Source organism: Azorhizobium caulinodans ORS 571, assembly GCF_000010525.1.
GTDB lineage: Bacteria > Pseudomonadota > Alphaproteobacteria > Rhizobiales > Xanthobacteraceae > Azorhizobium > Azorhizobium caulinodans.
Genome location: NC_009937.1, coordinates 687501 through 713583 on the forward strand (window position 1 = coordinate 687501; position 26083 = coordinate 713583).

Sequence of the window (26083 nt, forward strand, 5' to 3'; positions counted from 1 at the left end):
AATGGCGGCGGCTGATCCGCGCCGCGTTCGAGGCGGCGATCGACGAGAACGGCCGCAAGACCGGGACGCTGTCCATGGCGTTCGCCAAGCCGCTCGGCGACATCGTCTCCCTGCGCGGCGCGGTGTGCGGCGTGATCTGGGAAGGGCGCCCCCAGATCCTCATCCTGCTGACCGACACGAGCCGGGTGCGCAATGCCGAGTTGCAACTGATGCAGGCGGCCAAGCTCGCGACCCTGGGCGAGATGGCCACCGCCATCGCCCATGAGCTCAACCAGCCGCTCGCGGTGATCAAGATGGCGGTCGCCAATGCCCGCCGGCTGGTGCTGAGCGAAGCGGATCCGGAGGCCATCACCAGCAAGCTCGATCGCATCGGTGCGCAGGTGGACCGGGCGAAACGCATCACCGATCAGGTGCGGCGCTATGCCCGCATGCCCGGCGATCAGACCGCCTCCTTCGTATTGCGGCAGGCGGTTGAGCTGGCGGCGGGCTTCGTGGCCGAGCAATATCGCGCCGCGGGCATCCGCATGGTGCTCGATCTCGAGGTCTCCCCGGAGCTTCTGGTGAGTGGCGACCAGACCATGTTCGAGCAGGTGATCGTGAACCTGCTGATCAATTCGCGCGATGCCTACGACAGCCAGCGGCAGGATACGCACCAGCCACAGGTGGTGGTGCGTGCGGTGGTGCGGGGCGGCGAGGTGGTGATCGAGGTGACGGACGATGCGGGCGGCATCCGGAATGATATTCTGGGCAACATCTTCGATCCCTTCTGCACCACAAAATCGGCGGAAAAGGGCACTGGTCTCGGTCTCTCCATGGCGCGCAATGTGGTGCGTGACATGAACGGGACCATTGCTGCCGAGAACGTGGAGGGCGGAGCGCGCTTCACCATCGTTCTGCCGGCGGCCCGCACGCAAGCCCAGGATGTTGCCTGATGCCGGGTTATTCGATTCTGATCTGTGACGACGAACAGGAGCTGGCCGAGGAACTGGGGGAGTTTTTCAGCTCATTGGGGTGGAACGTGCGTGTGTGCCTGACGGCGCCCGCGGCCCGCGCCGCGCTGCATGACGGCTTCGTGCCCAACTGCCTCCTCACCGACCTGCGCATCGCCGATCACGATGGAGCCGAGCTTGTGTCGCACGTCCGCGGGCTTCCAAAGGAATTGCAGCCGAAGGTTGTTGCGATTATTACTGGCCATGTGGTGAGCGAGACCGAAGCGGCGGACTTCAAAGCGGATTTTCTGTTTGTGAAGCCGGTTGATCCGGTGGTCGTGATGGAGGGAATTGAGCGTCTCCTTGCCGGCTGAGCTCCGGGGAGGGCGCCAACAGGGGATAGAATGCCGCGCGCCCAGGCCGTGCTCGTTCTCGATGATGAACCGGAATTACGGGAAGATCTGGCTGAGCTTCTCGTGGGTGCCGGTTTTTCGGCCGAAGGGCGGGGCGATGCCCGGAGCCTGACCGACGCCGAGTTCGGGGCCTTCGACGTGGTGATCCTCGACCTCGCCATGCCGGGAACGGACGGGCTCAGTGTCCTCGGCCGCCTCGCCCATGTGCCGCAGGCCCCCCGCATCATTTTCATTTCCGGACATGGCGAGGATGTGCTCCAGACGGCGGCCGCCGTGGCGCGCCGGGAGCACCTCCAGGTCGCGGGTGTTCTGCGCAAGCCCTTCACGGCCGAGGATGTGCTGCGGCTGCTCGGTCAATCCTGGGTGCCGCTCGATTCCGGCGCGAGCATCGCCTGGTCCGACGCCGACATCCGCTCGGCGCTCGCCGAAGCCATTGATGAACGCGCACTCTCCGTGGCGTTCCAGCCCAAGGTGACCGCCAAGGGGCTGATTTTCGCCGGGGCGGAAGCGCTGCTGACCGGAGACCTGCCGCGGCTCGGATATGTCTCCCCCGAAATCATCGTGCGGGCCGCCACCCGCGAGCCGGAACTGATCGGGGCGATGAGCCTCGAGGTGCTGCGGTGTTCTGCCGCGGCGTGCCGGGCCTGGATCGATGCGGGCTGGGATGTGCCGGTGAGCGTTAATCTGCCTTTCGAGGTGCTGTGCCTGCCGGACATTTCGGAACGGCTGCTGTCGCCGATCCACGAAGAGGGCCTCATGCCCCGGCATGTCATCTTCGAACTCACCGAAGATGCAATTTATGATTCCTCAAGTGACGTACTGGCAATCTTGGCGCGGTTGCGCCTCGCGGGATTCGGCCTGTCGCTGGATGACGTGGGGCGCCGGCAGAGCGGCTTGCTCCAGCTGGCCAATCTGCCGATCACGGAAGTGAAGATCGATCTCCAACTGCTCGCTCAGGCACGAACCTGGAGCAAATCCCGCAGCGTGTTTGTGTCGGTGGCCGAACTCGGTCATCGTCTCGGATTGACGGTCGTGGCGGAGGGCGTTGAAACGCGTGATGACCTTGTGCTCGTCCGCAGCCTTCCCGTGGATTATGTTCAAGGCTATCTCGTGTCGAGAAAACAACATTTGCCGGATCTCCTTGCCATGCTGGCAGCCAGTTCATCCCGCGGGGCGCCCTTCGCTCCGGATCACGTGGTTCCGATATCATGAGCACCGAAAACTCCGTTCCGCGCGTTCTGCTGGTTGACGATGATCCGGATGTCCTCGCCGAACTCAGCGAGGGGCTTGATGCGCTGGGCCTGCCCTCGCTGACGGCTGAAACGGCTGTTGAGGCGCTCGACATCGTGCAGCGCCATGACGATCTCCAGGTGATCGTCACGGATCTGCAGATGCCACGCATCGACGGCATCGAACTCCTGCAGAAGCTGGCGGTCCGCCGGCGGACGAAGCCCATGGCGGCGATCGTCATCACCGGCCATGCCTCGCTCGACCGGGCGGTCGGGGCCCTGCGCCTGCACGCGGTGGACTTCCTTCAGAAGCCGCTGTCGGCCGAAGAGGTGGCGCACGCCATCCATCGGGCGTTCTCGCTGGTGGAAGACGAGACGGCGGCGGCGAACGGCAATCCCACCACTCTGGTGCAGCCCACCGCGCGGCCGAACTATCTTAAGGCGCTCGTGGCCGCACGGGCGGATCGCGATGCGATCTTCCAGGCGGGGCTGTTCTCTGATCCGGCCTGGGACATGCTGCTGGATCTGGCGGTTGCGGAAGCCACGAACCGTCCCATCTCGGTGACGAGCCTGTGCATCGCGTCCGGCGTGCCGACGACGACGGCCCTGCGCCGCATCGATGATCTGAAGGATGCCGGGCTTCTCGACCGCATTCCCGATCCCGGCGATCGGCGGCGCATCCTCGTCAAGCTCACCGCCATGGGACGCGAGCGCATGGAAGCGTTCGTCCAGAAGCAGGCGGGCCGTCTTGGCCTGAAGCTCGACTGAAATCTGAAACTTCGCGCGCCGGATCTCCGGCGTGCCCTCATCCCGTGCGTCTGGCTTCGGGAGATGCATCGCCCCGGCCCTTAGGCGGGACGGCATCGGGTTTATGGTTCACATGCGTCGCGGAACAGGCATGCGAACGTTGTCTTTCGTCCTCTTGCACCGTCACGAACCGCCGCGAGGGCGGCGCCCCGGCAGGAGATGCAGGCCTGCCGGGGGAACGCTCTTCCTGATCAGCCGATGAACTGGTAGCCGATGTAGCGCTTGGCGTCGATCACGTCCTCGCCGAGCTTCATGCGCAGCTTCTTGCGCAGCTTGCTCATGTGGCCTTCGATCACGCTCTCGTCCACGTCATCGTTGAAGATGCCGTAGATGGTGTTGAAGATCTGGGTCTTGGTGACGCGGCGGCGGCTGTTCTTGACCAGATACTCAAGAATATGACGCTCACGGCGGGGCAGGGGCAGCGGAACACCGTCCACTTCCGGGTCGCGGCCATCGAAGAACACGCGCAGGCGGCCGTTGGTGGCCGGGCCGGCGGCCGAGTTCACCCGGCGCCACACCGCGTCCGAGCGGGCAACGATCTCGCGGACATGGACGGGCTTGCGGACCACGTCGTCGATGCCGGCGGTGAAGAGTTCCAGCGTCTGCTGCAGCGAGCGCACGTCCTCAAGGGCGATGATCGGCGCGCGGCTGTGGGTGCGGATCATTTCCGGGAAGGCCGGGCGGTTGTCGAACTCGCCAAGGAGGAAGCCCTGCACGGCACCGATGTCCTGGTCGGACGCCGTATTTAGCCATTCCTTGAATTCGTTGCACCCGAGGCCGAGGGACGAGAAGCCCTCGCGCGAAAAGCTGGAAACGTAACCGTCCGTGACAGTGGCTCGTTGATCAACGACGACGTACATGGCTGCATCCCCCGTACAGTCGCGCCTGGCGGCGCGGTGCGATTCAGAAACGAGGCATCGGCTGATTGCGGGTTCCGAGGCTTCGTTGAGAAACGGTTACCGGCCGGGGGGTGAACGGGCAATCTCAATAGATTCACGAATGGACGCAGAATCGATCCAGTTTGGGCTCAGTTGCGCTGCGGCGGATGTGCTTTTCGCTTTGCGTGTTGCAAATCCTTTAAATTTCGAGCGAATTTCGAGCGAAATACCACTCCAGGATTTGTCCGCCTTGTCACCTCCCGTTTAGATTGACGCCGATTTGGGCCAATTATGGGAGGAAACGAGGCAAAAACGCCCTGTGTAAAAAGCGTCCTGCAAGCTTCATCCGATCAGGAACGTAATCGGTTGCAGAGAGTTCCCGCGTTGCAGAATCGGAAGTTGTAGCGCGCTCGTCATTTCTGTCGAAATGTTCATTAATATCTATGAACGGACGTTCAGGCTTCTCGTTAATCTGAAAATTCGTTCAGGTTCGCGCGGCGCCCCGTACAACGGACGTTGAGGCCTCATGTGTCGTCCACGAGCCTGCCCTGGCCTGCGGACAGATGGGACCATCCTGTGCGGTCCAGAAAACCGGGACGCCCGGCAGCGCAGGGATAAGGATTCCGAAGGGGGCTGAACGGATCTGAAGGAGGGGCGACGCTGGCGCGGCTCTGACGGGCAGCGCGGGCACGCGATCCATGCCCCGTTCCTCTACCGTTCAGGATGTCGGCCGGCGCTTAGAAAGCGCTCGGGCCGGATGCGGAGCATCCGGCCCGAATATTCGCCCTGCCGATACCTGCCCGGACACATGCCGTGGGCCGGGCGGGGCCATTCCCGGGAAGGGCTTTCGCCCTTCGATGTGCAGACCGCAGAGGCGAAGGGGCTGTCGCCCGATCAGGCCTCGAACACGGTGTCGATCTTGCCCTTCAGCGTCTGCGCATTGAACGGCTTCACGATATAGTTGCTCACGCCGGCCTTCTTGGCGGCGATCACGTTTTCGGATTTGGCTTCCGCCGTCACCATGATGAAGGGGATGTCGCTGAGATCGGCGTCATCACGCACGCGCTTCAGCAGCTCGTAACCCGTCATCGGCTCCATGTTCCAGTCGGAAATCACGAGGCCGTACTTGCGCTCTTTCAGCTTGGCGAGCGCCTCGGTCCCGTCGGACGCCTCGTCAACGTCCTCGAAGCCGATCTGCTTCAAGAGGTTACGAATAATCCGAACCATCGTCTTATAATCATCGACGACGAGAACCGGCATTGTCAGGTCAACCGCCATGGCACACTCCGTTAGCGGGAAGCAAGGTCGATACTACCGAGAGGTGACTCATCGGCTGGGCAGTTTCCGTTTTAGCCAATAACACCTTGCCCCAAGCTTGCAACGCTAGATGGGGGGGACTATCCGACATCGGTTGCGATGAACTATAGAAGTACACCATCATTCGTCGACTGCCCAGTAAGGAGGTTCGGATGTCGGTTAGCCGACGGCCGTTTCGCATCGAGGCTTCGGACCGCATGACCAGCATTGTGGAACCCGCTGGCAGCGGCCCTATTGCAAATGGCCTCGACGGTCAACTCGATAGGATTCTCAATGAACTCGAGGCGGTTCGCACCGAGATCTCGAAGTTCAAGGAGCGTGATCCGTCGGTGGATCGCGAGCGTGACCGGAACGCCTTGTGGGCCGGTATCGAGACGATCCAGGACGCCATTCGCAGCACCAAGCGCGAGATCGCGACCCTCCATTCCGAGGGCACCCGCGGCGAGAACCTGTTCACCGCCACGGACGAGCTCGACCATGTCGTGCAGGATACGGAAGACGCCACCGAGGTGATCCTCTCGGCGGCCGAAACCATCGACAATTCCATCGCCACGCTGGCTGCGCGCCTTTCGGGCGAGGATCTGACGATGGCCGAGGAGATGCAGGCGCAGATCGTCCGCATTTTCGAGGCGTGCAACTTCCAGGACATCACCGGCCAGCGCATCCGAAAGGTCGTGAAGCTGATGGTCTTCATCGAAGAGCGCGTCACCCGTATGACGGACATCTGGGGCGGTGCCGACATGGTGGCCCAGAATTCCGGCATCGCCCAGCGCGAGGGGGACGAGAAGCTTCTCAATGGTCCGGCGCTCGCGACCGACGAGAATGTGGTGTCGCAGGACGACATCGACTCCCTCTTCGCCTGACGCGACCCGCATCGATCCGAAAGGCCGGCCTTGTGCCGGCCTTTCTTTTTGGGGCTGATCCTTGATCGGCAACACCCGTTCCGAGGCTGGCCGCGCGCCGGCCTTTTTGTTGCGCGGAGCCCGGACGCATCGCCGGAAAAGAAAAAGCCGCCCCGAGAGGCGGCTTGCTGGCTTGATGGATGCCTCGGCGTGTCAGTCCGGCTGCTGGACCTGAGCCTGCTGGGGCGAGGGGGGTGGGGCGTCGCAGAAGGCCTTGGCCGAGGGCGTCCAGGCGCCGACGCCGACCGCCACCAGATTCTTCATCACGCGGCACACATAGCGGTGCTGGGCCACATTGTTGTTCGGGCCGGCATTATAGCGTGCGGCCGCCATGGTCCAGCTGCCGTGGCGCTGCTTCAGCTCGCTCAGGAAGCGGGCGGCCTGCTCGACATTCTCGCGCGGATCGAACATCGCCTCGAGCGATTTGAATTCGGCCCGGTGCCAGTAGAAATTCGCCTGCATGCAGCCGATGTCGATCAGCTTCACGCCGCGGTCGTTGGCTTCCTTGAAGCGGGCCAGGGCCTCGGTCAGCGTCTTGGGCTGATAGTCCTTGCCCTCGATATAGAGGGTGAAGGGGTGCATCTTGCCGTTGACGCCGGTCTCCGTAAGGCCGACCGCATAGAGGATCGGCAGCGGGATTTTGTACTTGGCCGCCGCCCGCACCAGTTCCTTCTCGCAGGCGTCCGGCTGCACCGTCTGGGGCGGGCCGGCCTGCGCGGGACTAAACGCGGAAATCGAAGCCAGCGTCAGCAGAACGGCTACGGTTGCGCGCTTCATCATCCCTGCCTCCTTTCTGGCTGTCGTCGTTGCCGGAGCCGCGGTTATCCTGGTCGAGGCCATCACGGGAATCCCGCGCCTCGGGCTGCGTCTGGGCGCCGTCGCCCTCGAAGGGACGGCCGGCATCGCGGCCGGTGATCTGGCTCGTGCCCCCGTCGATACCGACGATGGAGATCGTATCGGCGGAAATCCCGGACGCCTTGAGCAGGTCGGTGAGGGCGTCGCGATCACGCTCCAGCATCCGGGCGGTTTCCGGATTGCTGGCGCGCAACTGGATCTCCAGCGTACCGCCGCTGAGCCGCATGCGCACGTTCACCGTGCCGAGTTCGTCCGGCTTGAGCTGGATCTGCAGGATGCGGACCGGCCCGGCGAGAACCTGCGCAGTGGAAGAATCCGCGCTGGCGATGCCGGCGCCCTGGTCCATGGAGGTGGCTTCGGCCGCGATGGCTGCACCGATCTGCTGGAGGGCCGGCAGGTTGGGCGTGGCGATGGCATTGGTCGGAGCGATGCCGGCGGTTCCGGTCAGCGGCGCGGTCTCTGCCGTGCCGTGGGCGGCTTCGCTGACATTTGAGGTCTGGCCCTGCTTCACGTCCGATCGCGCGGCCTCAGCCGTGGTTTCGGTCAGGCGCTGGGTGTCGGGCTGGTTCCGGTCGTCCTTGCCGGAATTGCCGCTGCGGCTGTCCTGCCGGGTGCCGGTGCGGGCAGCATCGGCGACGGTCGCCTGCGTGGAGCCGGTGGTGGTCGCGTCCTCTCCCGCATCCGCAATGACGGTCTTGCCGGAGAGGGGAGCGGCCCCGGGCGTGTCCTGCACCGCCAGGCGCTCGGGGCGCAGGCCGCGCAGGCCGGCCGCAGCGCGGGTTTCGGGCTTGGCGACGGTCGTGTCGGTGCCGAGGGGCGCCGCCGCGGCGGAAGTTGCCGCCGCATCCGTCGGTGCGCTACCGCCATTCATGGCCAGCGTGCGGATGGGGGCGAAATGGGTTTCCCGCGAGAGCACCGAGACGCTCAGCGTCCGGCCCTGTCCGGTGCCGCCGTCCTGGTCTCCGGTGTTCGGCGCGACGACGGCCGTGGGGGCGGCATCCCGCCCGTCCGTCTGGCCGTCCTCGGTGGTGCGCGGAACCATATCGGTCAGCTGCGCCAGTCCCTGAAGGACCACGGCCGCCGGATCGGACAGAGCAGGCGTCGCGGACGCGTTCGCATCCGTTGCACCTTGTGTATCGTCCGCCTCGCTGATGAGGAGGGGCTGATCGGCGTTGGCGCTGCGGATCTCGTCGTCCGAGAGCACGGCAGGCTTTGTGGCGGGGCTGAGGCCGTTGATGCCGTCCTGGCTGCCGAACAGCAGGCGGTTGAGGCCGTCATTGGCCAGCCGGCGGCCGCGCGCGGCCCGCTCCATCTCCGTCTGTGACTTGCCCTTGCCCTGGTCGTCCTTGGGCGTCGCGACGTCGCTCGACGAGGCATCCGCGCCGTCCTGACCCGGTGTCGCACCGTCGAACATTGCAAGAAGGGTCGAGGCTTGTGCGGTCGTCGCGCCGTCCGGAGTTGAGCTGATGGATGCGTTGGAAAAGGCGGTCTCCGCGCTGCGCTTGCTCGCCGCAGTGGCGAGCGCGTCCGCGAGCGAAAATGCCTTGTCCGGCTTTGCGTTCTGGTCGGCGGCCTTGCCGTTGCGCCCGGCCTGCTCTTCGCCGGCCTTGTCGGACTTGGCGCCGGACAGGCTCTCGCCGCCGTCCCTGGACGCGCGGCCTAGATCGCGGAACACGTCCGCGAACCCGTTTCCGCCCTCGTCACCGCCCATCTCCTGGACCTTGCCGGCGCTCACGTCGGACGTGACGGCCGAGGGCAGGGCACGGGAGATGTTCAATGCGCTCATAAAGGCGACTCCTTCAGCATTGCGTCGACCTTATCGAGCGTGCCTTGCGCGCGGCTGACGAGTGCACCAGCCGGCGAACCTTCGTCGAAGAGCGAGGGCTGCTTGGCTTCCGGGGCGGGCGCCGCAGCCGGCTGTCCAGCCTGCGCCGTCTGCGCGGCGGGTGCCTGCGGCGCCGGGCGCGCGGCCTGTCCCGCGGGCGGGGGAGGCGGGGGAACGGCACCGGGTGCGGCCGGTGGCGGGCCGCCGGCCGGAGGCTGGCCCGGGGCAACGCCGCGCGACTGGGCCGCGGCCTGCACCTGCGCCGCGATCTGGGCCTGCGCGCTCGTGGCATCGCTGCGCTGGGCGGTCGCCGGCTGGGCCACGGGCACGGTTTCGTTGGCCGTCCACTTGGGCAGCAGGGCCGTGCCGGCGGTGTGGGTCACCTGCATCGGGTCGACCTTCACCTGCGGCTTCACCGCCGCCTGCTTCACCGTCTCGCCGGCCGAGCGAACCAGCTCCGCCGTGGTCAGCGCGGCGTTCAGCAGCATCACGTCGTCCGGCGGGAGCCGGCTGCGGATGATGCTCTTCAGCTCGACAACGGCCGCATCCACTTCCTTGCTGGAAGCCGCGTTGACGGCGGCCTTGTAGACGCGGGCGCGCTCGGCGTCGGTCGACACGGGGTCGGCATCCACAAGCACGCGCTCGGAGGCGAGCGAGGCCGCCGTGAACTTGCCCTGGTTGAGCGCGCCGCGCGCCACCATGAGATAGATGTCGACGCGGCTGTCGCGATCGAGCGGCTGCAGCAGCGATACGAGGCGCTGGAACTGGTCGCGGTCGTTCACGAACGCCATGCGGGTCAGAGCGGCAGCGAAGCGCTGGCGGAAGTTGCCCGCATAGACCGAGTGCCGGAAGCGGTAGAGATACTGCTTCGAGAGATGCTCGAACTTGTTCAGTTCGCCGAGCTGGGCGGCGACGAGAATCTCGCGGCGCAGAGCTGCTTCCTCGACCAGCGTACCGGGCATGACGAGGCGGGCGATATCGAGCTGCGCCATGGCCTTGCGCGGGTCCTTGCCGACCGTGACGGCGGCCTGGACCATGGCGATCTGGCCGCCCAGCGCGTCGGGCAGCTGCAGCGGGTTGATGTTCGCCAGATAGCGCTCGGCGTCCTCCGGGCGGCCTTCGACGTACGCGAGCGCGCCCTGGAGCAGGCGCTCGTCGATGGCCGGCGCGGGCTTCAGCGACAGCAGATTGCGCAGCTCCTTCGGCGAGCCACCGCTGAGGAAGAAGACGACCGCCGCGCGGGCATTGCGCGGGTCCTGCCAGACCTTGGGATCGGCCTTGTGGAAGGCGTCCTCGATCTCGGCGATGAGCGCCCGCTGGGCCTGGAGCGCCGCGGTGTCGCCGGTGGCGATCCGGTCCTGAAGGCGCTGCAGACGGCGCACCTGCTCATAGGGCAGGGGGCCGGTGCTGCGCTCGACCGGGATCGCCTGATCGGGCGGCGGCGGCGAATTGCTGGTGTCCGCCGGAGGCTGCGGGATTTCCTTCTGGCCGGCGGCCTGCGCCGGCGTCGGGCCGACCGCCGAGACGATGCCGGCAAGGGCGGACGTCACGGTGGGGATACGCTGGAGCATGGCCTCGGCCACGACGGACGGATCCGGCGGGAGCTGCGGCGGCAGGCCGTCTTCGGTCCGCGGGCGGGCGGCCGGTGCCGCGGCCGCAACGGCGACCGGCGTGATCCGGGGCACAGCGGATTCCGGCGGGGTCTGCGCCAGAACCACGGCCTGAACGGCGTCCTTCACCGGAATGTCGCGGGGGCCGACGACCACCTCGGGCATCGGATCGGCGAGCAGTTCCGGCTCGGGCGCCGCCTTCGGCGCCTGCGCCACCACGGCCGGAGCCGGGGCGGGCGCCTGAGGTGCGGTATGAGCTGCCGTGGGCGCGGCCGCCTTCGCCTTGTCGGCGGCGGCGGTTTTGGCGTTGGTCTTCGGAGCCGGCTTCTGGGGCGCGGCGCCCGCCGTCTTCACTTCGGGCTTGATCGCGACCACGCGCACCGGGCGCGGATCGAGCCCGGCCACCGGCCCATCCTCGGAGCGGGGGCCGGGAACCGGTGCGATGGCCGGAGCGGCCGGAACGATGAAGGTGTCGGCCACGCGCTGCGGAGCGGCGGGGGCGGTCTGGCGGACCGGCGCGGCAGTGGGCGCCGCCACCTGCGTCATCGCGGGCGCGGCGGGTGCCGGATGCGTGACCTGGGCTGTCTTGGGGGCGACCTGAAGCAGGAGAAGGGCGGAGGCCTCTTCGATATGCGGCCGGCGCGGCGGCAGCGGCACGGGCAACTGCGCGAGCGCCGGCTGGGCCTGCGTGGACTGCGGCGCGGGAAGGGCCGCGATCGACTTGCCGGCCGCGTCGGCGGCAGGTACCGCTTCGGCGCTCGCCGGGCGACGCTGGGGCAGCGGGGCGGGCGCTTCGGCGGACGCTCCGCCATCCGTGCCGTCCACAGCCGCATCGCCCGGTGCCTGCGTGTTCGCAGGCTTGGGCGCTAGCAGCTTGAAGAGGTTGAAGTCTTCGGCATGGGCCTGCGGCGCGGCGAGCAGCAGGGCGAGGCCGAGGGCGAGGTGGGAGACGGATCCGAGGCGCATCAGTTGGGCACCCGAAGCAGAATTTCGATGCGGCGGTTTTCGGCGGCGTAGGGTTCCGCCTTGTTCTTCAGATTGCGGTCGGCATAGCCCTCGATCATCGCCACCCGTGGCTCCTGAAGGCCGCCGCGCACCAGCATGTAATAGGTCATGTGGGCACGGGCCGTGGAGAGGCGCCAGTTGTCATAGGTGTCGGAGCGATAGGGGCGGCCATCGGTATAGCCACGGATGACCACCTCGCCGGGACGCTTGCCGAGCGCCTCGCCGATCTTGGCCATGGCGCGCACCAGACGTCCGTCCGGCACGGCCGAGCCGACCGGGAACATGGAATAATTGATGTCGTCCGTGAGGCTGAGGACGATGCCTTCCTTGGTCACGCGCACGTCCACCTTGGGGGCTGCGACGCTGCCGAGATTCGACTGCACGGCGGCGACCGCCTCGGTCTTCAGCTTGTCGGCGTTGGCCTGGTCGATCTTGAAGGTGGCGGCGCCGGCATTGGCATCGCCTTTCGCCTGCTCGCCCTTGGCCTGGTCGCCCTTGGCGGCCGCGCCCTTCGCCTGGGCGCCGTTCGCGGCATCGCCCTTGGCGAGTTCGCCCTGCGCCATGTCGCCCTTGCCGGCCGAGGGCGCGGCCTTTGTGGCGTCGAGCTTGCTCGGATCGGCCTTGGGCGCTGCGGCGGGGGCGCCGTTGCCGCCGACGGCCGTTGCCTGGGCGTTGGCCTGCTGGGCCGACGCCTGCGCCTCGGCCGCGTCCTGCGGCTGCGGAGAAAAGACGTCGCCGTCGGTGGCAAAATCGCCGCCGCCGCGCGCCGACACGGCCGCATCGGGGCGCGATGCGGTGGGGGCGTTGAGGCTCTGCGGGCCAGGCTTCTCGGTCCGCATCTTGCGGGCCTGGTTCATCTGCCAATAGACGGGATCGAAGGGGTCGCGCACGGCGTCGCCGGCAGAATTGCCCGGCTGGCCGGTCTCGCCCACGGCGGCATCCGGCGTGCTCATCTCGGACGGATCGGCCTCGCCCGCGAGCTTGGAGAGCACCGCATAGGGGTCCTGGAAGGCGGCGCGGTCCTGCTTGCCGCGCTGCGTGTCGGAGCCGGGACCGGTGCCGGCGCCGGCGGTTTCCTTCAGCGCGGACTTCTGGTCGCCGTCGGCGGAGGTGCCGTCGGGCTTGATGTCCTCGGGCTCGTTCAGGCCCTTGCGCTCGGTCATGCTCTCGGCGAGGTGAACCGGATTGAAGTAGCTGGCAATGGCCTTGCGGACATCCTTATCCGTGACGTTGATCAGCCACATGATGAGGAAGAACGCCATCATCGCCGTCATGAAGTCGGCGTGCGCCACCTTCCACGCGGAGGAGTGATGCTCGTGCTCCTCGTCCTCGTGGCGCTTGATGATGATCAGTTCGTGGTGTTCGCCCTTGTCCGCCATGATGCGCCTCAGGCCAGAGCTTCGGTCAGGTGCGCGCTCCAGGCCCGCAATTGGGTTTCGATGATGGTGTCGTCCGCCGTCACCCGCACGTCCACCTCATCCTTGACCTCATATTCCATACCGGCCTCGCCGCAGCGCGCCTTGAGCGCGTCGAGCATGTCCTGCGGCCCACTGACGCGGATCACCGGAACGCCGGGCGTCGACAGGAGGCGGCTGACCTCGGCGGTGAGCCGCTCCAGAGCCTGCACCCGCACGCCATCCTGCACGAAGGGCACGAGGATGCGGCCGACGGCGGTGGCGAGGCGCTCCTCCATCTCCGCCATGGCGCCCTTGAGACCCTCGGCCAGCGTGTTGCCGGTCTCGATGATCCACTGCTGGCGCACGAGCTGGAGATGCGCTTCGAAGGCTTCCGCCTCGCGGGCCCGCTCGGCCTCGAATTCCTTCTGCGCTTCGGCCCGCGCTTCCTCGCGCGCGGCCTTCACCGCGGCGGCGAGAATGGCGGCCGGATCGGGCGCAGGCTCCTTCTTGGGCTGGACCGGGGCGGCGGCCTTGGCCGTGAGCGGCACCGGCCCGGCCTTGGTCGCTGCGACGGGCTTCGCCTCGAAGAGCGGCTTGATGTTGCGGCTCGGGACGCCGGGCTTGCGCGCCTCGGCGAGTTCCGCCGGGAGGGGCGCGTCGGTGCCGGAGAAGAGCGGCAGGTGGTGTCTCAGGACCTTCGCGCTCACGCCTTGGCCTCCTGATGCAGCCACTGACGCAGGATCGCAGCGGCCTGCTCCTCGTCATACTCGATCATCTGCTCGAGCCGGCGCTGGGGCGAACGGTTCACCTTGGAGGTGACGTCGCCGATCAGGTTGACCGGGCCCGAGTCGCCGCCGGTGAAGCCGGCCAGCGTGGTGACGCCGTCGAGCGTGTTCGGGTTCTGGGCCGTGGACGGCAGCACCGTATCCGGCGGCAGTTCGGTCGGGGCGGCGAGCATCGCCGCCTCAATGGCTTCCGCCTCGTCGGGCTCGGGCCGGGCCAGGATGGCACGCAGCGCCGGGCGCAGGCCGAACCAGATGAGCAGGATGGCGACGACCAGGATGGTCACGGCATTCACGATGGTGCCGGCCTGACGGAACAGCAGCTCGGACCAGGTGAGCGGCGGGATCGGCTCCATGTTGTTGCCGCCGTCGGCGAAGGGCACGGCCACGACCTTCAGCTTGTCGCCACGCTCCTTGTCGAAGCCGGCCGCCGAGGAGACGAGCTGCTCGATCTCGTAGGTCTGGGTCTCCAGCGGGGTGCCGTCCTTCGTGCCGGTGAGGCGCTCCTTGTTCACGAGCACGGCGATGGACAGGTTCTCGACGCTGTAGGCATCGCGGACCGTCTGGCTCTGGCGCGTGGAGATCTCGAAATTGGTGAGCTCTTCGCGGCGCTGGTTGTTCTCGTTGTTCTCCGTGCCCGTGCCCGGGGTGCCGGGAGGCGGGGGGATGTTCTGCTGCACCGTGGTGTTGGGTTGCTGCGAGCGGTTCTGCGTCTGGCCCTGCTCCTTCACCACGCGCGTGGAGCGCTCCGCCTTCGACGCCGGGTCGTAGGTGGTCTCATTGATGGTGCTGCGGTCGGTGTTCAGGCGCGAGGACACGCTGACCTCGAAATTGCCGAGGCCGAGGAAGGGGGTGAGGGTGCGGCGGATCTTCTCTTCCGTCTCGCGGTTCACCTGCTGCTGGAGCGCGGACTTGCGCGTCGCGGCGGCGGTGACGCCGTCCTCGGTGGAGGTGAGGATCGTGCCCTCGGTATTCAGCACGGTGACGTTGTCGAGCTTCATGCCCGGAATGGCGGCGGCCACGAGGTGGCGGATCGCCTGGGCGGTGGAGCTGTCGGCGGAATTCTCGGTGCGGATGACCACGGAGGCGGTGGCGAGCTGCTGGTCGCGGCGGAAGGAGCCGCGGTCGGGCAGCACGATGTGGACGCGGGCCGCCTTGATGCCCTTCATGGTCTGGATGGTGCGGGCGATTTCGCCCTCGAGCGCGCGGACCTTGGTCACTTCCTGCATGAAGGAGGTGAGGCCGAAGGAGCGCACGTCGTTGAAGAGTTCGTAGCCGGAGCTGGAGCTCTGCGGCAGGCCCTTGACCGCCAGCAGCATGCGGGCGCGGGCCGTGTCGGAATGGGCCACGAGAACGGTGGCGCCGTCCGAGCTCACATCGAAGGGAATGCCGGCATCCTTGAGCGCGCCGCCGATGCGCGTGACGTCGTCACGGCTCAGGTTGGCGTACAGCGTCTCGCGTTCCGGCTGGCTCAGATACATGGCGCCGAGGCCGATCACCGCCATCACGGTGAAGGCGATCAGGCCGAGCGCCACGAGGCGCCGGGCGCCGAGCTGACGGAGGTTCGAAAGGAGCCGCTCAAGCTGCTCGCGGGCATTCATGCGCGCCGCCTCATCGTGATTGCATTCGACTTGGGACTTTGGCTGGGGCCGGTGTCCCGGACGGACGGAGCAAAGATCGGCCTGAACCTGCCTCTGCTCTGGAGTGCAATCTTCCCTTTCAACCTTGCACGGGCGTTGCAGCGATTGAGGCGGGAAAAAGGACGGGCAGCCTTGGCTTTCAGGGGGGCAGCCGAGGGGGAGAATGCCCTTGATTCCACTGCGGAATCTCCGCGGTGGACGGCGGCCTCAATCACCGGGGCGCTTCAGGGTTCCGCAGCCGCGCGCGCGAGGTTGTATTGGGAGAGGTAGGTGCGTGCCGAAGGGGCGGAGCAGGCTTGCAAGCCGGGTCTTCGAGCCCATCCGAATACGGCCGTGCCGCCGCGGGCAGAGCGACACCTGGCCCCGCTGCACAGACGCCCAGCCGGAGCCTTTCGGGGCCTCCGACCGGGGATCTTGGGGGCCGTGCAGCTCAGAAGAAGGAGCGCACGAGCCCGCTGACGAGGATGTTCCAGCCGTCGATCAGGACGAAGAACAGGATCTTGAACGGCAGGGCGAGGGCCGCCGGCGACATCATCATCATGCCCATGGACATCACGAGGGTCGCCACGATCATGTCGATGATGAGGAACGGCAGGATGATGAGGAAGCCGATCTCGAAGCCGCGCCGCAGTTCGGAGATCATGAAGGCGGGAATGAGGATCCGCAGTTCGATCTGCCGCTCGGGCTGGGCATTCTGGTCCCGGTTCGGGCTCGTGGCCGGAGCCGAATTGTTCTGGGCCGCCGTCTCGGGATCGTTCTTCGACGGCCGGCCGGTGGCCGCCGCGATGTCCGCGAAGAGGCGCAGGTCCTTCGGGCGTACCTGTGAGAGCATGAACTCCCGGAACGGTTCGGAGATCTTCGTGAAGGCCTCCTCTTCGGTGATCTTGCGCTCGGTCAGCGGCCGCACGCCCTCGGTCCAGGCCTTATCGAAGGTCGGACCCATGACGTAGAAGGTCATGAACAGGGACAGGCTGATGAGTACGAGGTTCGCCGGCGTGCTCGAAAGGCCGAGGCCGGAGCGCAGGAAGGAGAGGGCGATCACGAAGCGGGTGAAGCTCGTCACCATGATGAGCAGGCCCGGTGCGATCGACAGCACCGTCAGCACCATCACCATCTGGATGATGCGACCGCTCACCGCGCCGCCATTGTCCCCGAGCAGCGAGTCGAGCGACGGAATCTGGGTATCACCCTGCACCCGGTTCTGGGCGTAGGCGAGACCGGCCGAAAACAGCAGGCCGAGCAAAGCGAGCAGGCAGGGGCGGATCAGGGACCAGACGTTGCGATGGCCCTTCGGAGCGGGGCGGCTCATTGCACCACCAGCGTCTCGATGATGAGTTCGTCCACGCGCCCTTCGCTGCGGACGCGGGCACGCTCGTTGAGGTCCTCGCGCAGCTGCTGGAGCGCGCTCGGGCCCTCGAACTGGCTGAGCGTCAGCGTGCGCAGATACGACATCATGTCCTCGCGCAGCGTGGATTCCGTCAGCGCGGGGTTGGCGAGGGCGCCGTTCTTGAAAACGAAGGAAGATTCGATGCGGACCCAGGTGTTCGGCGGGCTCGCGAGGTTCACGATCACCGGCTTCATGGGCTGCATCATGGTGTTGCCGGCATAGAAGAGCTGCTGCTCCTTCTTCACCGGCTCTTCCTTCGCCTTGGCTGCAACCACCTTTTCCACGGTGGTGGCCAACTGGACGCCGAGCCCGCCGCCGGTGGCGACGCCGAGCACGGTGAGGATCAGGATGGCAAGGATCAAGCCCTTGGTGCCGTTCTGCTCCTTGCCCCCGGCACCGGTTGCTGCCGCCACGGTCGCGGACTTTGCCTTATCGTCTGACGCGGCCATGGAACCCCCCTGGTCCGCTTACATCGGGTTGACGGCGTCGAACAGGCGCTGGCCCCAGGCCGGCTGCTGGACGTCGTTGAGGCGGCCGCGACCGGCGTAGGAGATGCGGGCTTCCGCCACCTTGTCGTAGGCCACCGTATTGTTCGAGGTGACGTCGAGCGGATTCACGATGCCGCCCAGCGTCAGGACGCGGACCTCGTAGTTCACGAGGATTTCCTGCGAGCCGTTGATGACGAGATTGCCGTTGGGCATGACCTCGGTGACCACGGCGGCGAGCGACAGACGCAGCTTTTCGGAGCGGTCGATCTTGCCCTTGCCGTCGGTGCTGGTGTCGCCCGTCAGGCCGAGATTGCCAGAGGCGCTGCCCGAGGTCGAACCGCTCTGGAAGCCGGACAGGTTGAGCGCCGACGCGAAGCCGACGTCGCTGGCCGACTTGCGCGAGCGGTTGGTGTTGTTGTCGAGCTGGGCCTTGTCGTCGATGTCGATGGTGATGCGGATGACATCGCCCACCGCCGCCGCGCGCAGGGCGCGGTACATGCTCTGGCTGTTCAGATTGTAGGCGGAGCGAAAGGTCCGCTCCTTGGCCTGCTGGAACGGCTGCGGCACCGGCATGCGCCCGGCCTCGAGGCCCTGGCCGACCGGAGTCAGCGTGGGGCCATAGGCGAGGCTGTCATAGGAATTGGTCTGGCAGGCGGCGAGAAGCAGCGCGCTGGCCGTCGCAAGAATGACGGGCTTCATCAGGAACGTCCTTCCGCTTGGGCCTGGGCGCGACGGCTGATGCCCACCATGGTGTTGGTGAGGGTCGCGGCGCGCGCCGGCTCCATTTCGTTGAGGATGGCGCTGGCGGAGCGCGGATTGAGCTTGGCGAGGATGGCGGCGGCGGCCTCGTCCTGCATCACCGAGATCTGGGCGGCAGCAGCGTCCGGACGCATCTGCGAGATCACGGAGATGAGGGCCTCGTCGGCCTTCTTCAGGAAGGCCTCGCGGCGCTGCAGCCAGTCCTGATACTCGGCGCGCTTGGCCTCGAGGGCGGCAATGCGCGAGTCGATTTCCTTCTCCATGGCGGCGAGCGCAGCCGCCTGGCGGGCGAAGCGGGCGTCGGAAGCGGAGTTGGCGATGTTCCGGCAGTAGGCGAGCGCATTGTCGTCGCGCGCATCACCGGCGGCGGCGGTCTGCTGCTGGGCCTGCACCGCCGGCGCGATCGAGAGGGCGGCGACAACGGCGAGGGCAAGTGCGGCCCAGCGGCGTCCGGCGCGGACCGGCGCGGCCACGACCTGGGTCACTGCGTGGGAGAGACCGGCCCGCAGGCGGGCGTTCTCATGGCTCAGCCGGGCGATACGCGAGGCGCCAACGGCACCGATCACGATGGCCCCGGAGGCGACGCCCAGAAGATAGGGGATGAGGAGCTGCCACAGGGTCGTCTGCGCAAACATCACTGAGCCTCCTTGCGATGGGGAAACCCGGAAGATGCACTGCCGCACCTTGCGTCAAGCTGGGTCTGCGCGACGCTGGGGAGCGTGCCCGACCCGGACGGGATAATGCGGCGCGGCCGCTGTCCCGGCGCGGCCGTCATGGCCGCTCGAATGCCCTTGGCGTACATCGGCATCTTCCTCGAAGGCTCCGACGAGCCCGCTTGGCGCGGGCACATGTCGGGGCTGAGCGCGGGGCCGCAGGTTCCGGTGAAGGTTCCCGCGGCTCACGCCATCTCAATGTGCTTTTCAGGGGTACAGACCAATGCTTGCGCCACGCTGTCATGCGGCGCGGCACGCACCGCCGGTCGCTACTGGACCACAAGCTCCGCCTGCAGCGCGCCGGACGTCTTGATGGCCTGGAGGATCGCGATGATGTCGGAGGGTTTGAGGCCCAGCCTGTTGAGGCCCCGCACCAGTGTCTGGAGGTCGGTGCCCCGCACCACCGCCAGATGACCGCCGGCCTCGTCCGCCTGGATGTCGGTGCGCGGCACCACCACGGTGGAGCCGGAGGCGAAGGGATTCGGCTGCGACACCACCGGCGTCTCGGTGACGCGGACGGTCACGCTGCCCTGGGTCACGGCAACCGTCGAGACCTGCACGTTGCGGCCGATGACCACGGTGCCCGTGCGCTGGTCCACCACCACCTTGGCGGGCGTATCCACCTCGATGCCCAGCTCGCCGATCTCGGCAAGGAAACGGGCGGGATTGGCCTGGGGCGGACGCTGGACCACCACGGTGCGCAGGTCGCGCTCGCGGGCGAGCGGCCGGCCGTAACGCGCCTGGGTATAAGCGTTGATGGCATCGGCCATCAGCGAGGCGGTCTTGAAGTCCGGATTGGTGAGATCGATCAGATATTCGTTCAGGTCGCGGAGCTGGCCGGGAATCTGCCGTTCCACCAGCGCACCGTTCGGGATGCGGCCGGACGTGGGCACGCCCTGGGTCAGCGTTTCCGCCTGCCCCTGCACGCTGAAGCCGGAGACGGCGAGCTGGCCCTGCGCCACCGCATAGGTCAGGCCGTCGGTATTGTTGAGCTGCGTGATAAGCAGCGTGCCGCCCTTCAGCGACGTGGCATCGCCGATGGAAGAGACCGTCACGTCCACCCGCGAGCCGATGGCCGCGAAGGCGGGCAGGTTGGCGGTCACCATCACGGCGGCGGTGTTGCGCGCGCGCAGCGGGCTGCCGACCACATTGATGCCCATGCGGTCGAGCATGGCCTGGAGGGCCTGCTCGGTGAAGGGCGAGTTGCGCAGCGTGTCGCCGGTGCCCTGGAGGCCCATGACGAGGCCGTAGCCGATGAGCTGGTTGTCGCGCACGCCCTGGACGGACGAGATGTCCTTGATGCGGGTCAGCGCCAGCGCCGGTCCCGCCAGAAGGACGACAAGCGCGGCGATCAGGAAGCGCGAGATCATTGGCCGCTCACCCGCACCGAGCCGTCGGATTGCACCGTGCCGGCGATGATGAGGCCGCTGTCGAGATTCTTGAGACGCACGATCTTGCCTACAGAGCCGTCTTCCATCGCCATGGCGAAGCCGGAGATGGTGAGGCCGCCTTCCTGCAGGACGACGGGGGCGAGGTGCCCGCGCGAGACCACCTGCGGATCGGCATAGGCGTTGACCGGGATCGGCGTGCCGGCCTGGAGGCCGCGGCGGGCCACCTTGCCGATGAGCGCCTGGCGCGAGGTGGCCACCGCCACGCGGTCGGACGGGCTGACCGAATAGGCGCGATCCACCAGCATGGAGTCGCTGATGGTGTCGCCGGGATAGATCGCGACCGCCGGAACCGGGAGCACGATGCTGGCAGGCTCCGGAATGGCCGGGGCCTGCGCCGAGGGCGCCGGAGCCTTGCTGCGCGCGGCGGCCTCCGCGGCTTCCGCCGCGGCGACACGCGAGGAGATGCTGAGGCCGGACGTGCTCTGCGCGGCGGCGGGCATCGTGGCGAGGCCCGCCAGTACGGCGAGCGCTGCGAGGATCGTGCGCATGGCGGCTCTGGTGTCCTTGATGGAGCTGACGGCGCGGGCCGTCAGCGGATGCCGGTGGAGACGGTCTTCGACATTTCGTCGGCGGCCTGGATCACCTTGGAGTTCATCTCGTAGGAGCGCTGGGCGGCGATCAGCTCGGTGATTTCCTTCACCGGATCGACGTTGGACGCCTCGAGGTAGCCCTGCTGGATCTTGCCGAAGCCCACGTCGCCGGCAACGCCGACGATCGGCTGGCCAGACGCGAGTGTCTCGCGATAGAGGTTGTTGCCGAGCGGCTCCATGCCGGACTCGTTGGCGAAGTTCACGAGCGTGAGCTGGCCGAGGAGCTGCGGATTGGTCTGGTTCGGGATGGTCGCATAGACCTGCCCGCTCTCGTTGACCTGGATCTCCGTGGCGTTGTTCGGGAACTGGATCGCCGGGTTGATCACATAGCCGTCCGAGGTGACGAGCTGGCCCGTCGCGCTGCGGTTGAACGAGCCCGCGCGGGTATAGACCGTCTGGCCGTCCGGCGTGGTGATCTCGAACATGCCGCGGCCGTTGACCGCGAGATCGAGCGTGTTGCCGGTCTGGGTCAGCGGGCCCTGGGTGTGCAGGTTGCGGATGCCAACCGTGCGGACGCCGAGGCCGAGCATCGCGCCTTCCGGAATCGCCTGGCCGCCGTCGCGGTTCGGGATGCCCTGGGTGCGCTCGGACTGGTAGAGCAGGTCGGAGAATTCGGCGCGGGCCCGCTTGAAGCCGGTCGTGTTGATGTTCGCGATGTTGTTCGCGATCACTTCCACGTTCGTCTGCTGGGCATTCATGCCGGTTGCGGCGATAGCGAGTGCTCTCATGATGCGGACTCCTCAGATCGCCATACGGCTGACTTCTTGATACGCGGCGACCACCTTGTCGCGCACGGCGATGGCGGTCTGCAGGGTCTGCTCGGCGGACATCACCGCTTCGACCACCTGCTGGATGGAGGCCTTGCCCTGGATGGCCGCGATACCGGCGGCTTCACCCTGGCGCACGGTCTTCATGGCGTCGGTGGTGACGCTGGCGAGCACGTCGCCGAAGTCGGCGCCCTGCTGGCCGTTGAGGGCGGTCAGCTTGGTCTCGGTCGTCTCCATCTTCGTGGAGGAGATCGAGGTGGGCGTGCGCAGACTGGAGCTCAGGGCGGAGACGGTTTCGATCATGACTGCGTCCTCAGGAGGTCCACGGTCATCGCCACCATGGAGCGGGTCTGCTTGATCATCTGGAGGTTGGCTTCGTAGGAGCGGTTGGCTTCGCGCATGTCCGCCATTTCCGTGAGCATGTTCACGTTGGGCAGCTTGACCATGCCGCTCTCATCCGCCGCCGGATTGCCGGGGTCGTATTCGGTGAGGAAGGGCGCCTGATCGACGCCGAGGCTCTTCACCTTCACGTTGGAGGCGCCGAGCGTGCGGTCGAGCTCGGCCTGGAACTGGATTGTCTTGCGCGTATAGGGGTCGGCGCCGGGCGTCGAACCGGTGGAGCGCATGTTGGCGAGGTTTTCCGAAACCACCCGCATGCGCTGCGCCTGAACCTGGAGGCCGCTGCCGGCGATCTGGCCGGCCACCTTCAAGGGATCGATCATCAAGAGCTCCTAACGCTCGTAAGGATCATGCGGTTGAAGGCACGCACGATGTTGGTGTTGAGGGTGTAGGTGCGGTTGACGTCGGCCGCCTTCAGCATCTCCTGGTCGAGATTGACCGAGTTGCCGGAGGCGGTGACTTCCCACGAGTCCGATTCCTTCGTCTTCGAAGTCTCGGCGCCCGCGAAGGGCACGCCCATATGCCCGGGCTCCGTCGTCGCCATGCTCAGACGGGTCTTGTTCATGACAGCCGAGAAAGGCTCGACCTCCCGGGCCTGGTAGCCCGGCGTATTGGCATTGGCGATGTTGCCGGTGATGGTCGCCTGCCGCACCGAGGCCCAGCGGGCCTGACGCGATGCAAGGTCGAACAGGTACAAAGGATCCAACGGGTCCTCCCGGATCGTCTCGGGACCAACCCTAGGTGTGAAACCTTGCACGGGGCTGGCGCTCGGATCGGGAACCGGGCCGACGGGCGGGAACGAACCCAAGGGGCGCCGTTCGTGCCGGGACAAGGCCTGGGCGCGGGTCCGGTAGGAGGTCGTGTCGGAACGCTGGAATGCCGCGGGGTGGCGTGAAGCTGTCGGCGGCGTCTCAGGCCGGCAGGCGGCACTCGTCCAGCGCGTGCTGGAAACGCAGGAAGCTGTCCTCGATGGAGGCGACAGGTTCGGTGAAGACGATGCCTTCGATGGTGATGCCGATTCCCTTGCCGTCGAACTCGATGCGGAAATAGGCCGTCAGATCGATGTGCTGGAGTTCCATCTCCAGCGTGACCACCGGCGGGGCACCCCACTCCTCGACGATGTTGGCATGGTGCGTGTAGTGCAGCAGCCCCGGGCGCAGCGACAGCTCGGCCGAGGAGGCGACGATATCGTCGATGTTCTGGTCCTGCCGGCCGTGGATATAGCCGATGATGACGCCGGCGTTGGTATAGAAGAGTTCACCGAGGAAATGACGAAGGCATTCTGCGAGCGCGCGCTCGTAGACCATCAAGCGCTGCTCGCCGACCGTCGCCCGGTTGACCACATGGTCATTGCTTGGCAGCATTCGTTCCTCGGGAATAGATAAAGTACAAAATCTTCGCCACGGGTTTGTAGAATTCCGGCGGGATCCACTGATCGACCTCCACCGCGTCATACATGGCGCGGGCCAGCGGCTTGTCCTCGATCACCGGGATCGAACAGCGCTCTGCGATCTCGCGGATCTTGAGCGCGATCAGATCGGTGCCTTTGGCCACCACCTGCGGTGCACCGCCCTTCTGGCGGTCATAATAGAGCGCGATGGCATAGTGCGTCGGGTTGGCCACCACGAGGGTCGCCTTCGGCACCGAGCTCATCATGCGCTGGCGGGCGCGCTGCTGCGCCAGCGAGCGCATGCGCGCCTTCACCATCGGGTCGCCTTCCTGCTGCTTCATCTCCTCCTTCACTTCCTGCTTGGTCATGCGCAGTTCGGCACGCCAGTGGAAGCGGGACCAGACGAGATCAAGGGCCACCAGGACGATGGTGGCGACGCAGACGGCGGAGATCAGCCGCGTGGCCAGGGACAGGATGACCGACGGCATCAGCAGCGGGTCACTGTACATGGCGTTCATCACCTTGTCCCGCTCGGACATGAGCAGGACACCGCAGATGACCGCCACCACGACCAGCTTGAACGCCGACTTTCCGAACTCGATACCGCCGTCCCGGCTGAAGATGCGCGTCCATCCCTTCATGGGATCGATGCGGCTGAACTGCGGCTGGATGCGGTTCAGCACGAGGCGCGGCGTGTTCTGGAACAGCGAAGCCGCAAGGCCCGCCGCCGCCAGCAGAAGGACCGCCGGCAGCAGAACCTGGCCCATCAGCAGCAGCACGCCCCAGGCGAGGGCGATGGCATCGTCCGACCCCGCCAGCGTGAAGCCCGCGGGATTGTCGAGGAAGTGCGTGAGCTCGACGGTCAGGATGCGCACGGGATTCACGACGAAGAACGTCAGGACCCCGAGGATGCCCAGCAGCGAGGCGAACAGCGCCGTCTCGCGCGAATAGGGAACGTTTCCCTTCTCCAAGGCATCGGAGACTTTGCGCTCCGTTGCCTCTTCGGTTTTACTTTCCTTGTCGGTATCGTCGGACATTGACGGCGCTTCTGCTTATCGCACGTAGGCTTCGTCGTCGTTGCCGGTATTGATCTCGATTTCTCCGCGTCCCGCCATGTCCAGCGCCATGTCGGTGATCGTGCGGCGGGCCTCCGCCACCTCCTTCTGTGCCGACGGCTCGCCGTTCCCCAGTTCCTGCTCGACCATGCGGCGCACGCGCGAGCCCAGCGACTGGAGGATGATTTCGCGGAATTCCACGTCCGTGCCCTTGAGCGCCAGGATGAGCTTGTCGTTCGGCACCTGGTCGAACAGCGACGTGCGCGCCTTGGGCGTGAGCTTGACGATGTCCTCGAAGGTAAAGAGCAGGCCCTTGAGGATTTCCGCCGACTTCGGCCGGGTGGCCGCCAGCGAGGACAGGACCATTTCCATGTCTTCGCGCTCCATCTTGTTGATGATGTCGGCCATGCGGGCATGCGGGTCGGCGCCGGCGTTGCGCGAGAAGTTCATCATGAAGTCCTCATGGATGGTCTTCTCGATCACCTGCATGGTGGCGTCGACGATGGGCTTGAAGGTGAGCATGCGGCGCATCAGGCTGTTGCGCTTGTCCGCGGGGATGTGGCTCATCACCTTGGCGGCGCACGAGGGGCGCACCTTGGAGAGGATGAGCGCCGCCGTCTGCGGATGCTCTTTCATGATGTAGGTGGCGAGGATGTTCTCGCTGACCGTGGAGATGCGGTCCCAGATCGAATGATTGGCTGCGCCCAGCAGCTCGTTCATGATCTCGGCGATCTGCTCGGGCGGCAGAACGCCCGTCAGCAGCCGTTCCACATCCTGTGCCGTGCCCACGAGATTGGCGCCGGCGACGAAGCTCGACGCAAACTCCTCGATCAGGCTTTCGACGACCGCGGTCGGCATCGGCCGCAGTTCCGCAATCGCGCGCGTGACGAGCTTGATCTCGTCCGGCTCGAAATGCTTGAGGATGCGGTTGGCGATCGGCGTGCCCATGGTCATGAGCAGCGCCGCCACCTTGTCCGTGCCGTGCAGTGGGCGGGACTTGCCGGTCAGCGGTTGGGGGGCCATGGGCTAGCCGTCAGTTGTGGTCGGCGCCGCCGGGGCCGACGATCTCGGTGAGGGTCACGCCGAAACGGGAGTTGTCTTCTTCCACCACCATCACCTCGCCGCGGGCGATGATGCGGCCGTTCACCACCACGTCCACGGGTTCGCCCACGCGATGGTCCAGCGGCACGATGGCGCCGCGACCGAGCTTCATGAGATTGGCCACCGGCATGCTGGCCGAGCCGAGCACCACCTGCAGCAGCACGGGGATGCGCATCACGGATTCGAGGCCCTGGCCGGTGCCGATGGTCTCTTCCTTGCCGTTGTCTTTCAGCGCCTTGGAGAAGAGCGCTTCGTCCTGGGCGGTGTCCTTGTCGAAATCATCGGGCGGTGCCATGGGGTGCTCCCGTCAATTGGCTGGTCCGAGCGCGCTCTCGGGCGCCCGTAGAAAGTGGAAGATTGGGCCGATCCGGTCGCCGCGACCGCATCGGATCTG

Annotated in this window: 27 protein-coding genes (1 of these 27 running past the window's edge); 5 read left to right on the plus strand and 22 right to left on the minus strand. The window is 66.6% G+C overall.

The features are described from left to right. The 4 genes in view from AZC_RS03140 to AZC_RS03155 are tightly spaced (at most 30 nt apart) and all read left to right on the plus strand, a layout consistent with a single transcriptional unit that may run on beyond the window. Nucleotides 1-932, plus strand: partial view of a sensor histidine kinase gene (locus AZC_RS03140; protein ID WP_012169146.1) — the 3' portion only. Its footprint begins 769 nt before the window's first position; only the last 932 of its 1701 coding nucleotides appear in the window; its start codon lies beyond the left edge, outside the window; it ends in the stop codon at nucleotides 930-932. After that, complete coding sequence (locus tag AZC_RS03145; RefSeq protein ID WP_012169147.1) at nucleotides 932-1303, plus strand: response regulator; 372 nt, start codon at nucleotides 932-934, stop codon at nucleotides 1301-1303. Before AZC_RS03140 ends, AZC_RS03145 begins: the two co-directional genes overlap by 1 nt. Nucleotides 1304-1333: 30 nt before the next feature. After that, on the plus strand, nucleotides 1334-2554 hold the full coding sequence (locus tag AZC_RS03150) for an EAL domain-containing response regulator (RefSeq protein WP_012169148.1): 1221 nt from the start codon (nucleotides 1334-1336) through the stop codon (nucleotides 2552-2554). Next, on the plus strand, nucleotides 2551-3339 hold the full coding sequence (locus AZC_RS03155) for a response regulator (RefSeq protein ID WP_012169149.1): 789 nt from the start codon (nucleotides 2551-2553) through the stop codon (nucleotides 3337-3339). Before AZC_RS03150 ends, AZC_RS03155 begins: the two co-directional genes overlap by 4 nt. A gap of 230 nt (nucleotides 3340-3569) precedes the next feature. On the opposite strand, the gene AZC_RS03160 is transcribed toward AZC_RS03155, so the two are convergent. Both AZC_RS03160 and AZC_RS03165 read right to left on the minus strand, forming a co-directional pair. Next, on the minus strand, nucleotides 3570-4238 hold the full coding sequence (locus AZC_RS03160) for a response regulator transcription factor (RefSeq protein WP_012169150.1): 669 nt from the start codon (nucleotides 4236-4238) through the stop codon (nucleotides 3570-3572). Nucleotides 4239-5150: 912 nt separating this feature from the next. Then, entirely contained in the window at nucleotides 5151-5534 is a 384-nt protein-coding gene (locus AZC_RS03165) for a response regulator (protein ID WP_012169151.1), read from the minus strand. A 191-nt stretch (nucleotides 5535-5725) separates the two neighbouring features. On the opposite strand from AZC_RS03165, the gene AZC_RS03170 reads away from it, so the two are divergent. Beyond that, the gene (locus AZC_RS03170; RefSeq protein WP_012169152.1) at nucleotides 5726-6436 is read left to right on the plus strand and encodes a protein phosphatase CheZ; all 711 of its coding nucleotides are present in this window, start codon (nucleotides 5726-5728) and stop codon (nucleotides 6434-6436) included. Nucleotides 6437-6628: 192 nt separating this feature from the next. Here the strand turns inward: AZC_RS03170 and AZC_RS03175 are convergent, their stop codons facing one another. From AZC_RS03175 to fliN, 20 genes are all read right to left on the minus strand, one after another. Further along, nucleotides 6629-7252 carry a transglycosylase SLT domain-containing protein gene (locus tag AZC_RS03175; RefSeq protein ID WP_070097019.1) on the minus strand — a complete coding sequence of 208 codons (624 nt, stop codon included), beginning with the start codon at nucleotides 7250-7252 and terminating at the stop codon, nucleotides 6629-6631. After that, nucleotides 7197-9116 (minus strand): flagellar hook-length control protein FliK, encoded by a 1920-nt coding sequence (locus tag AZC_RS03180; RefSeq protein WP_012169154.1) that lies wholly within the window; start codon nucleotides 9114-9116, stop codon nucleotides 7197-7199. Before AZC_RS03180 ends, AZC_RS03175 begins: the two co-directional genes overlap by 56 nt. Further along, the gene (locus AZC_RS24225; RefSeq protein ID WP_012169155.1) at nucleotides 9113-11731 is read right to left on the minus strand and encodes a chemotaxis protein MotC; all 2619 of its coding nucleotides are present in this window, start codon (nucleotides 11729-11731) and stop codon (nucleotides 9113-9115) included. Before AZC_RS24225 ends, AZC_RS03180 begins: the two co-directional genes overlap by 4 nt. Beyond that, nucleotides 11731-13149 (minus strand): MotB family protein, encoded by a 1419-nt coding sequence (locus AZC_RS03190; protein ID WP_012169156.1) that lies wholly within the window; start codon nucleotides 13147-13149, stop codon nucleotides 11731-11733. The genes AZC_RS24225 and AZC_RS03190 overlap by 1 nt, the downstream gene beginning before the upstream one ends. Nucleotides 13150-13157: 8 nt before the next feature. Beyond that, the gene (locus AZC_RS24230; RefSeq protein ID WP_012169157.1) at nucleotides 13158-13874 is read right to left on the minus strand and encodes a hypothetical protein; all 717 of its coding nucleotides are present in this window, start codon (nucleotides 13872-13874) and stop codon (nucleotides 13158-13160) included. Continuing rightward, nucleotides 13871-15550, minus strand: a complete 1680-nt coding sequence (fliF, locus tag AZC_RS03200) for a flagellar basal-body MS-ring/collar protein FliF (protein ID WP_012169158.1) — start codon at nucleotides 15548-15550, stop codon at nucleotides 13871-13873. The genes AZC_RS24230 and fliF overlap by 4 nt, the downstream gene beginning before the upstream one ends. Nucleotides 15551-16019: 469 nt before the next feature. Next, a complete protein-coding gene (locus AZC_RS03205) occupies nucleotides 16020-16898 on the minus strand; it encodes a flagellar biosynthetic FliP protein (RefSeq protein WP_012169159.1) in 879 nt (292 codons plus the stop codon). Continuing rightward, a complete protein-coding gene (locus AZC_RS03210; RefSeq protein WP_012169160.1) occupies nucleotides 16895-17425 on the minus strand; it encodes a flagellar basal body-associated FliL family protein in 531 nt (176 codons plus the stop codon). The genes AZC_RS03205 and AZC_RS03210 overlap by 4 nt, the downstream gene beginning before the upstream one ends. 18 nt (nucleotides 17426-17443) lie before the next feature. Then, nucleotides 17444-18163, minus strand: a complete 720-nt coding sequence (locus AZC_RS03215; protein ID WP_012169161.1) for a flagellar basal body L-ring protein FlgH — start codon at nucleotides 18161-18163, stop codon at nucleotides 17444-17446. Beyond that, the gene (locus AZC_RS25935; protein WP_043878836.1) at nucleotides 18163-18858 is read right to left on the minus strand and encodes a MotE family protein; all 696 of its coding nucleotides are present in this window, start codon (nucleotides 18856-18858) and stop codon (nucleotides 18163-18165) included. The genes AZC_RS03215 and AZC_RS25935 overlap by 1 nt, the downstream gene beginning before the upstream one ends. 347 nt (nucleotides 18859-19205) lie before the next feature. Further along, a complete protein-coding gene (gene flgI, locus AZC_RS03225; RefSeq protein WP_012169163.1) occupies nucleotides 19206-20306 on the minus strand; it encodes a flagellar basal body P-ring protein FlgI in 1101 nt (366 codons plus the stop codon). Then, nucleotides 20303-20875: a flagellar basal body P-ring formation chaperone FlgA gene (gene flgA, locus AZC_RS03230; protein ID WP_012169164.1), complete on the minus strand. Its 573-nt coding sequence runs from the start codon at nucleotides 20873-20875 to the stop codon at nucleotides 20303-20305. The genes flgI and flgA overlap by 4 nt, the downstream gene beginning before the upstream one ends. A 41-nt stretch (nucleotides 20876-20916) precedes the next feature. After that, nucleotides 20917-21705, minus strand: a complete 789-nt coding sequence (gene flgG, locus AZC_RS03235) for a flagellar basal-body rod protein FlgG (RefSeq protein ID WP_012169165.1) — start codon at nucleotides 21703-21705, stop codon at nucleotides 20917-20919. 12 nt (nucleotides 21706-21717) lie between these two features. Then, nucleotides 21718-22047 (minus strand): flagellar hook-basal body complex protein FliE, encoded by a 330-nt coding sequence (locus AZC_RS03240; protein WP_012169166.1) that lies wholly within the window; start codon nucleotides 22045-22047, stop codon nucleotides 21718-21720. Beyond that, a complete protein-coding gene (flgC, locus tag AZC_RS03245) occupies nucleotides 22044-22463 on the minus strand; it encodes a flagellar basal body rod protein FlgC (protein WP_043879967.1) in 420 nt (139 codons plus the stop codon). The genes AZC_RS03240 and flgC overlap by 4 nt, the downstream gene beginning before the upstream one ends. 2 nt (nucleotides 22464-22465) lie before the next feature. Continuing rightward, nucleotides 22466-22849, minus strand: coding sequence for a flagellar basal body rod protein FlgB (flgB, locus tag AZC_RS03250; RefSeq protein WP_043878837.1), 384 nt, complete (start codon nucleotides 22847-22849; stop codon nucleotides 22466-22468). 205 nt (nucleotides 22850-23054) lie between these two features. Beyond that, the gene (locus tag AZC_RS03255; RefSeq protein ID WP_052285838.1) at nucleotides 23055-23507 is read right to left on the minus strand and encodes a hypothetical protein; all 453 of its coding nucleotides are present in this window, start codon (nucleotides 23505-23507) and stop codon (nucleotides 23055-23057) included. After that, a complete protein-coding gene (flhB, locus tag AZC_RS03260) occupies nucleotides 23491-24570 on the minus strand; it encodes a flagellar biosynthesis protein FlhB (RefSeq protein ID WP_012169170.1) in 1080 nt (359 codons plus the stop codon). The genes AZC_RS03255 and flhB overlap by 17 nt, the downstream gene beginning before the upstream one ends. Nucleotides 24571-24585: 15 nt before the next feature. Further along, nucleotides 24586-25611, minus strand: coding sequence for a flagellar motor switch protein FliG (locus AZC_RS03265; protein ID WP_012169171.1), 1026 nt, complete (start codon nucleotides 25609-25611; stop codon nucleotides 24586-24588). Between the two features lie 10 nt (nucleotides 25612-25621). Next, nucleotides 25622-25984 carry a flagellar motor switch protein FliN gene (gene fliN / locus AZC_RS03270; protein ID WP_012169172.1) on the minus strand — a complete coding sequence of 121 codons (363 nt, stop codon included), beginning with the start codon at nucleotides 25982-25984 and terminating at the stop codon, nucleotides 25622-25624. Nucleotides 25985-26083 lie beyond the last annotated feature (99 nt).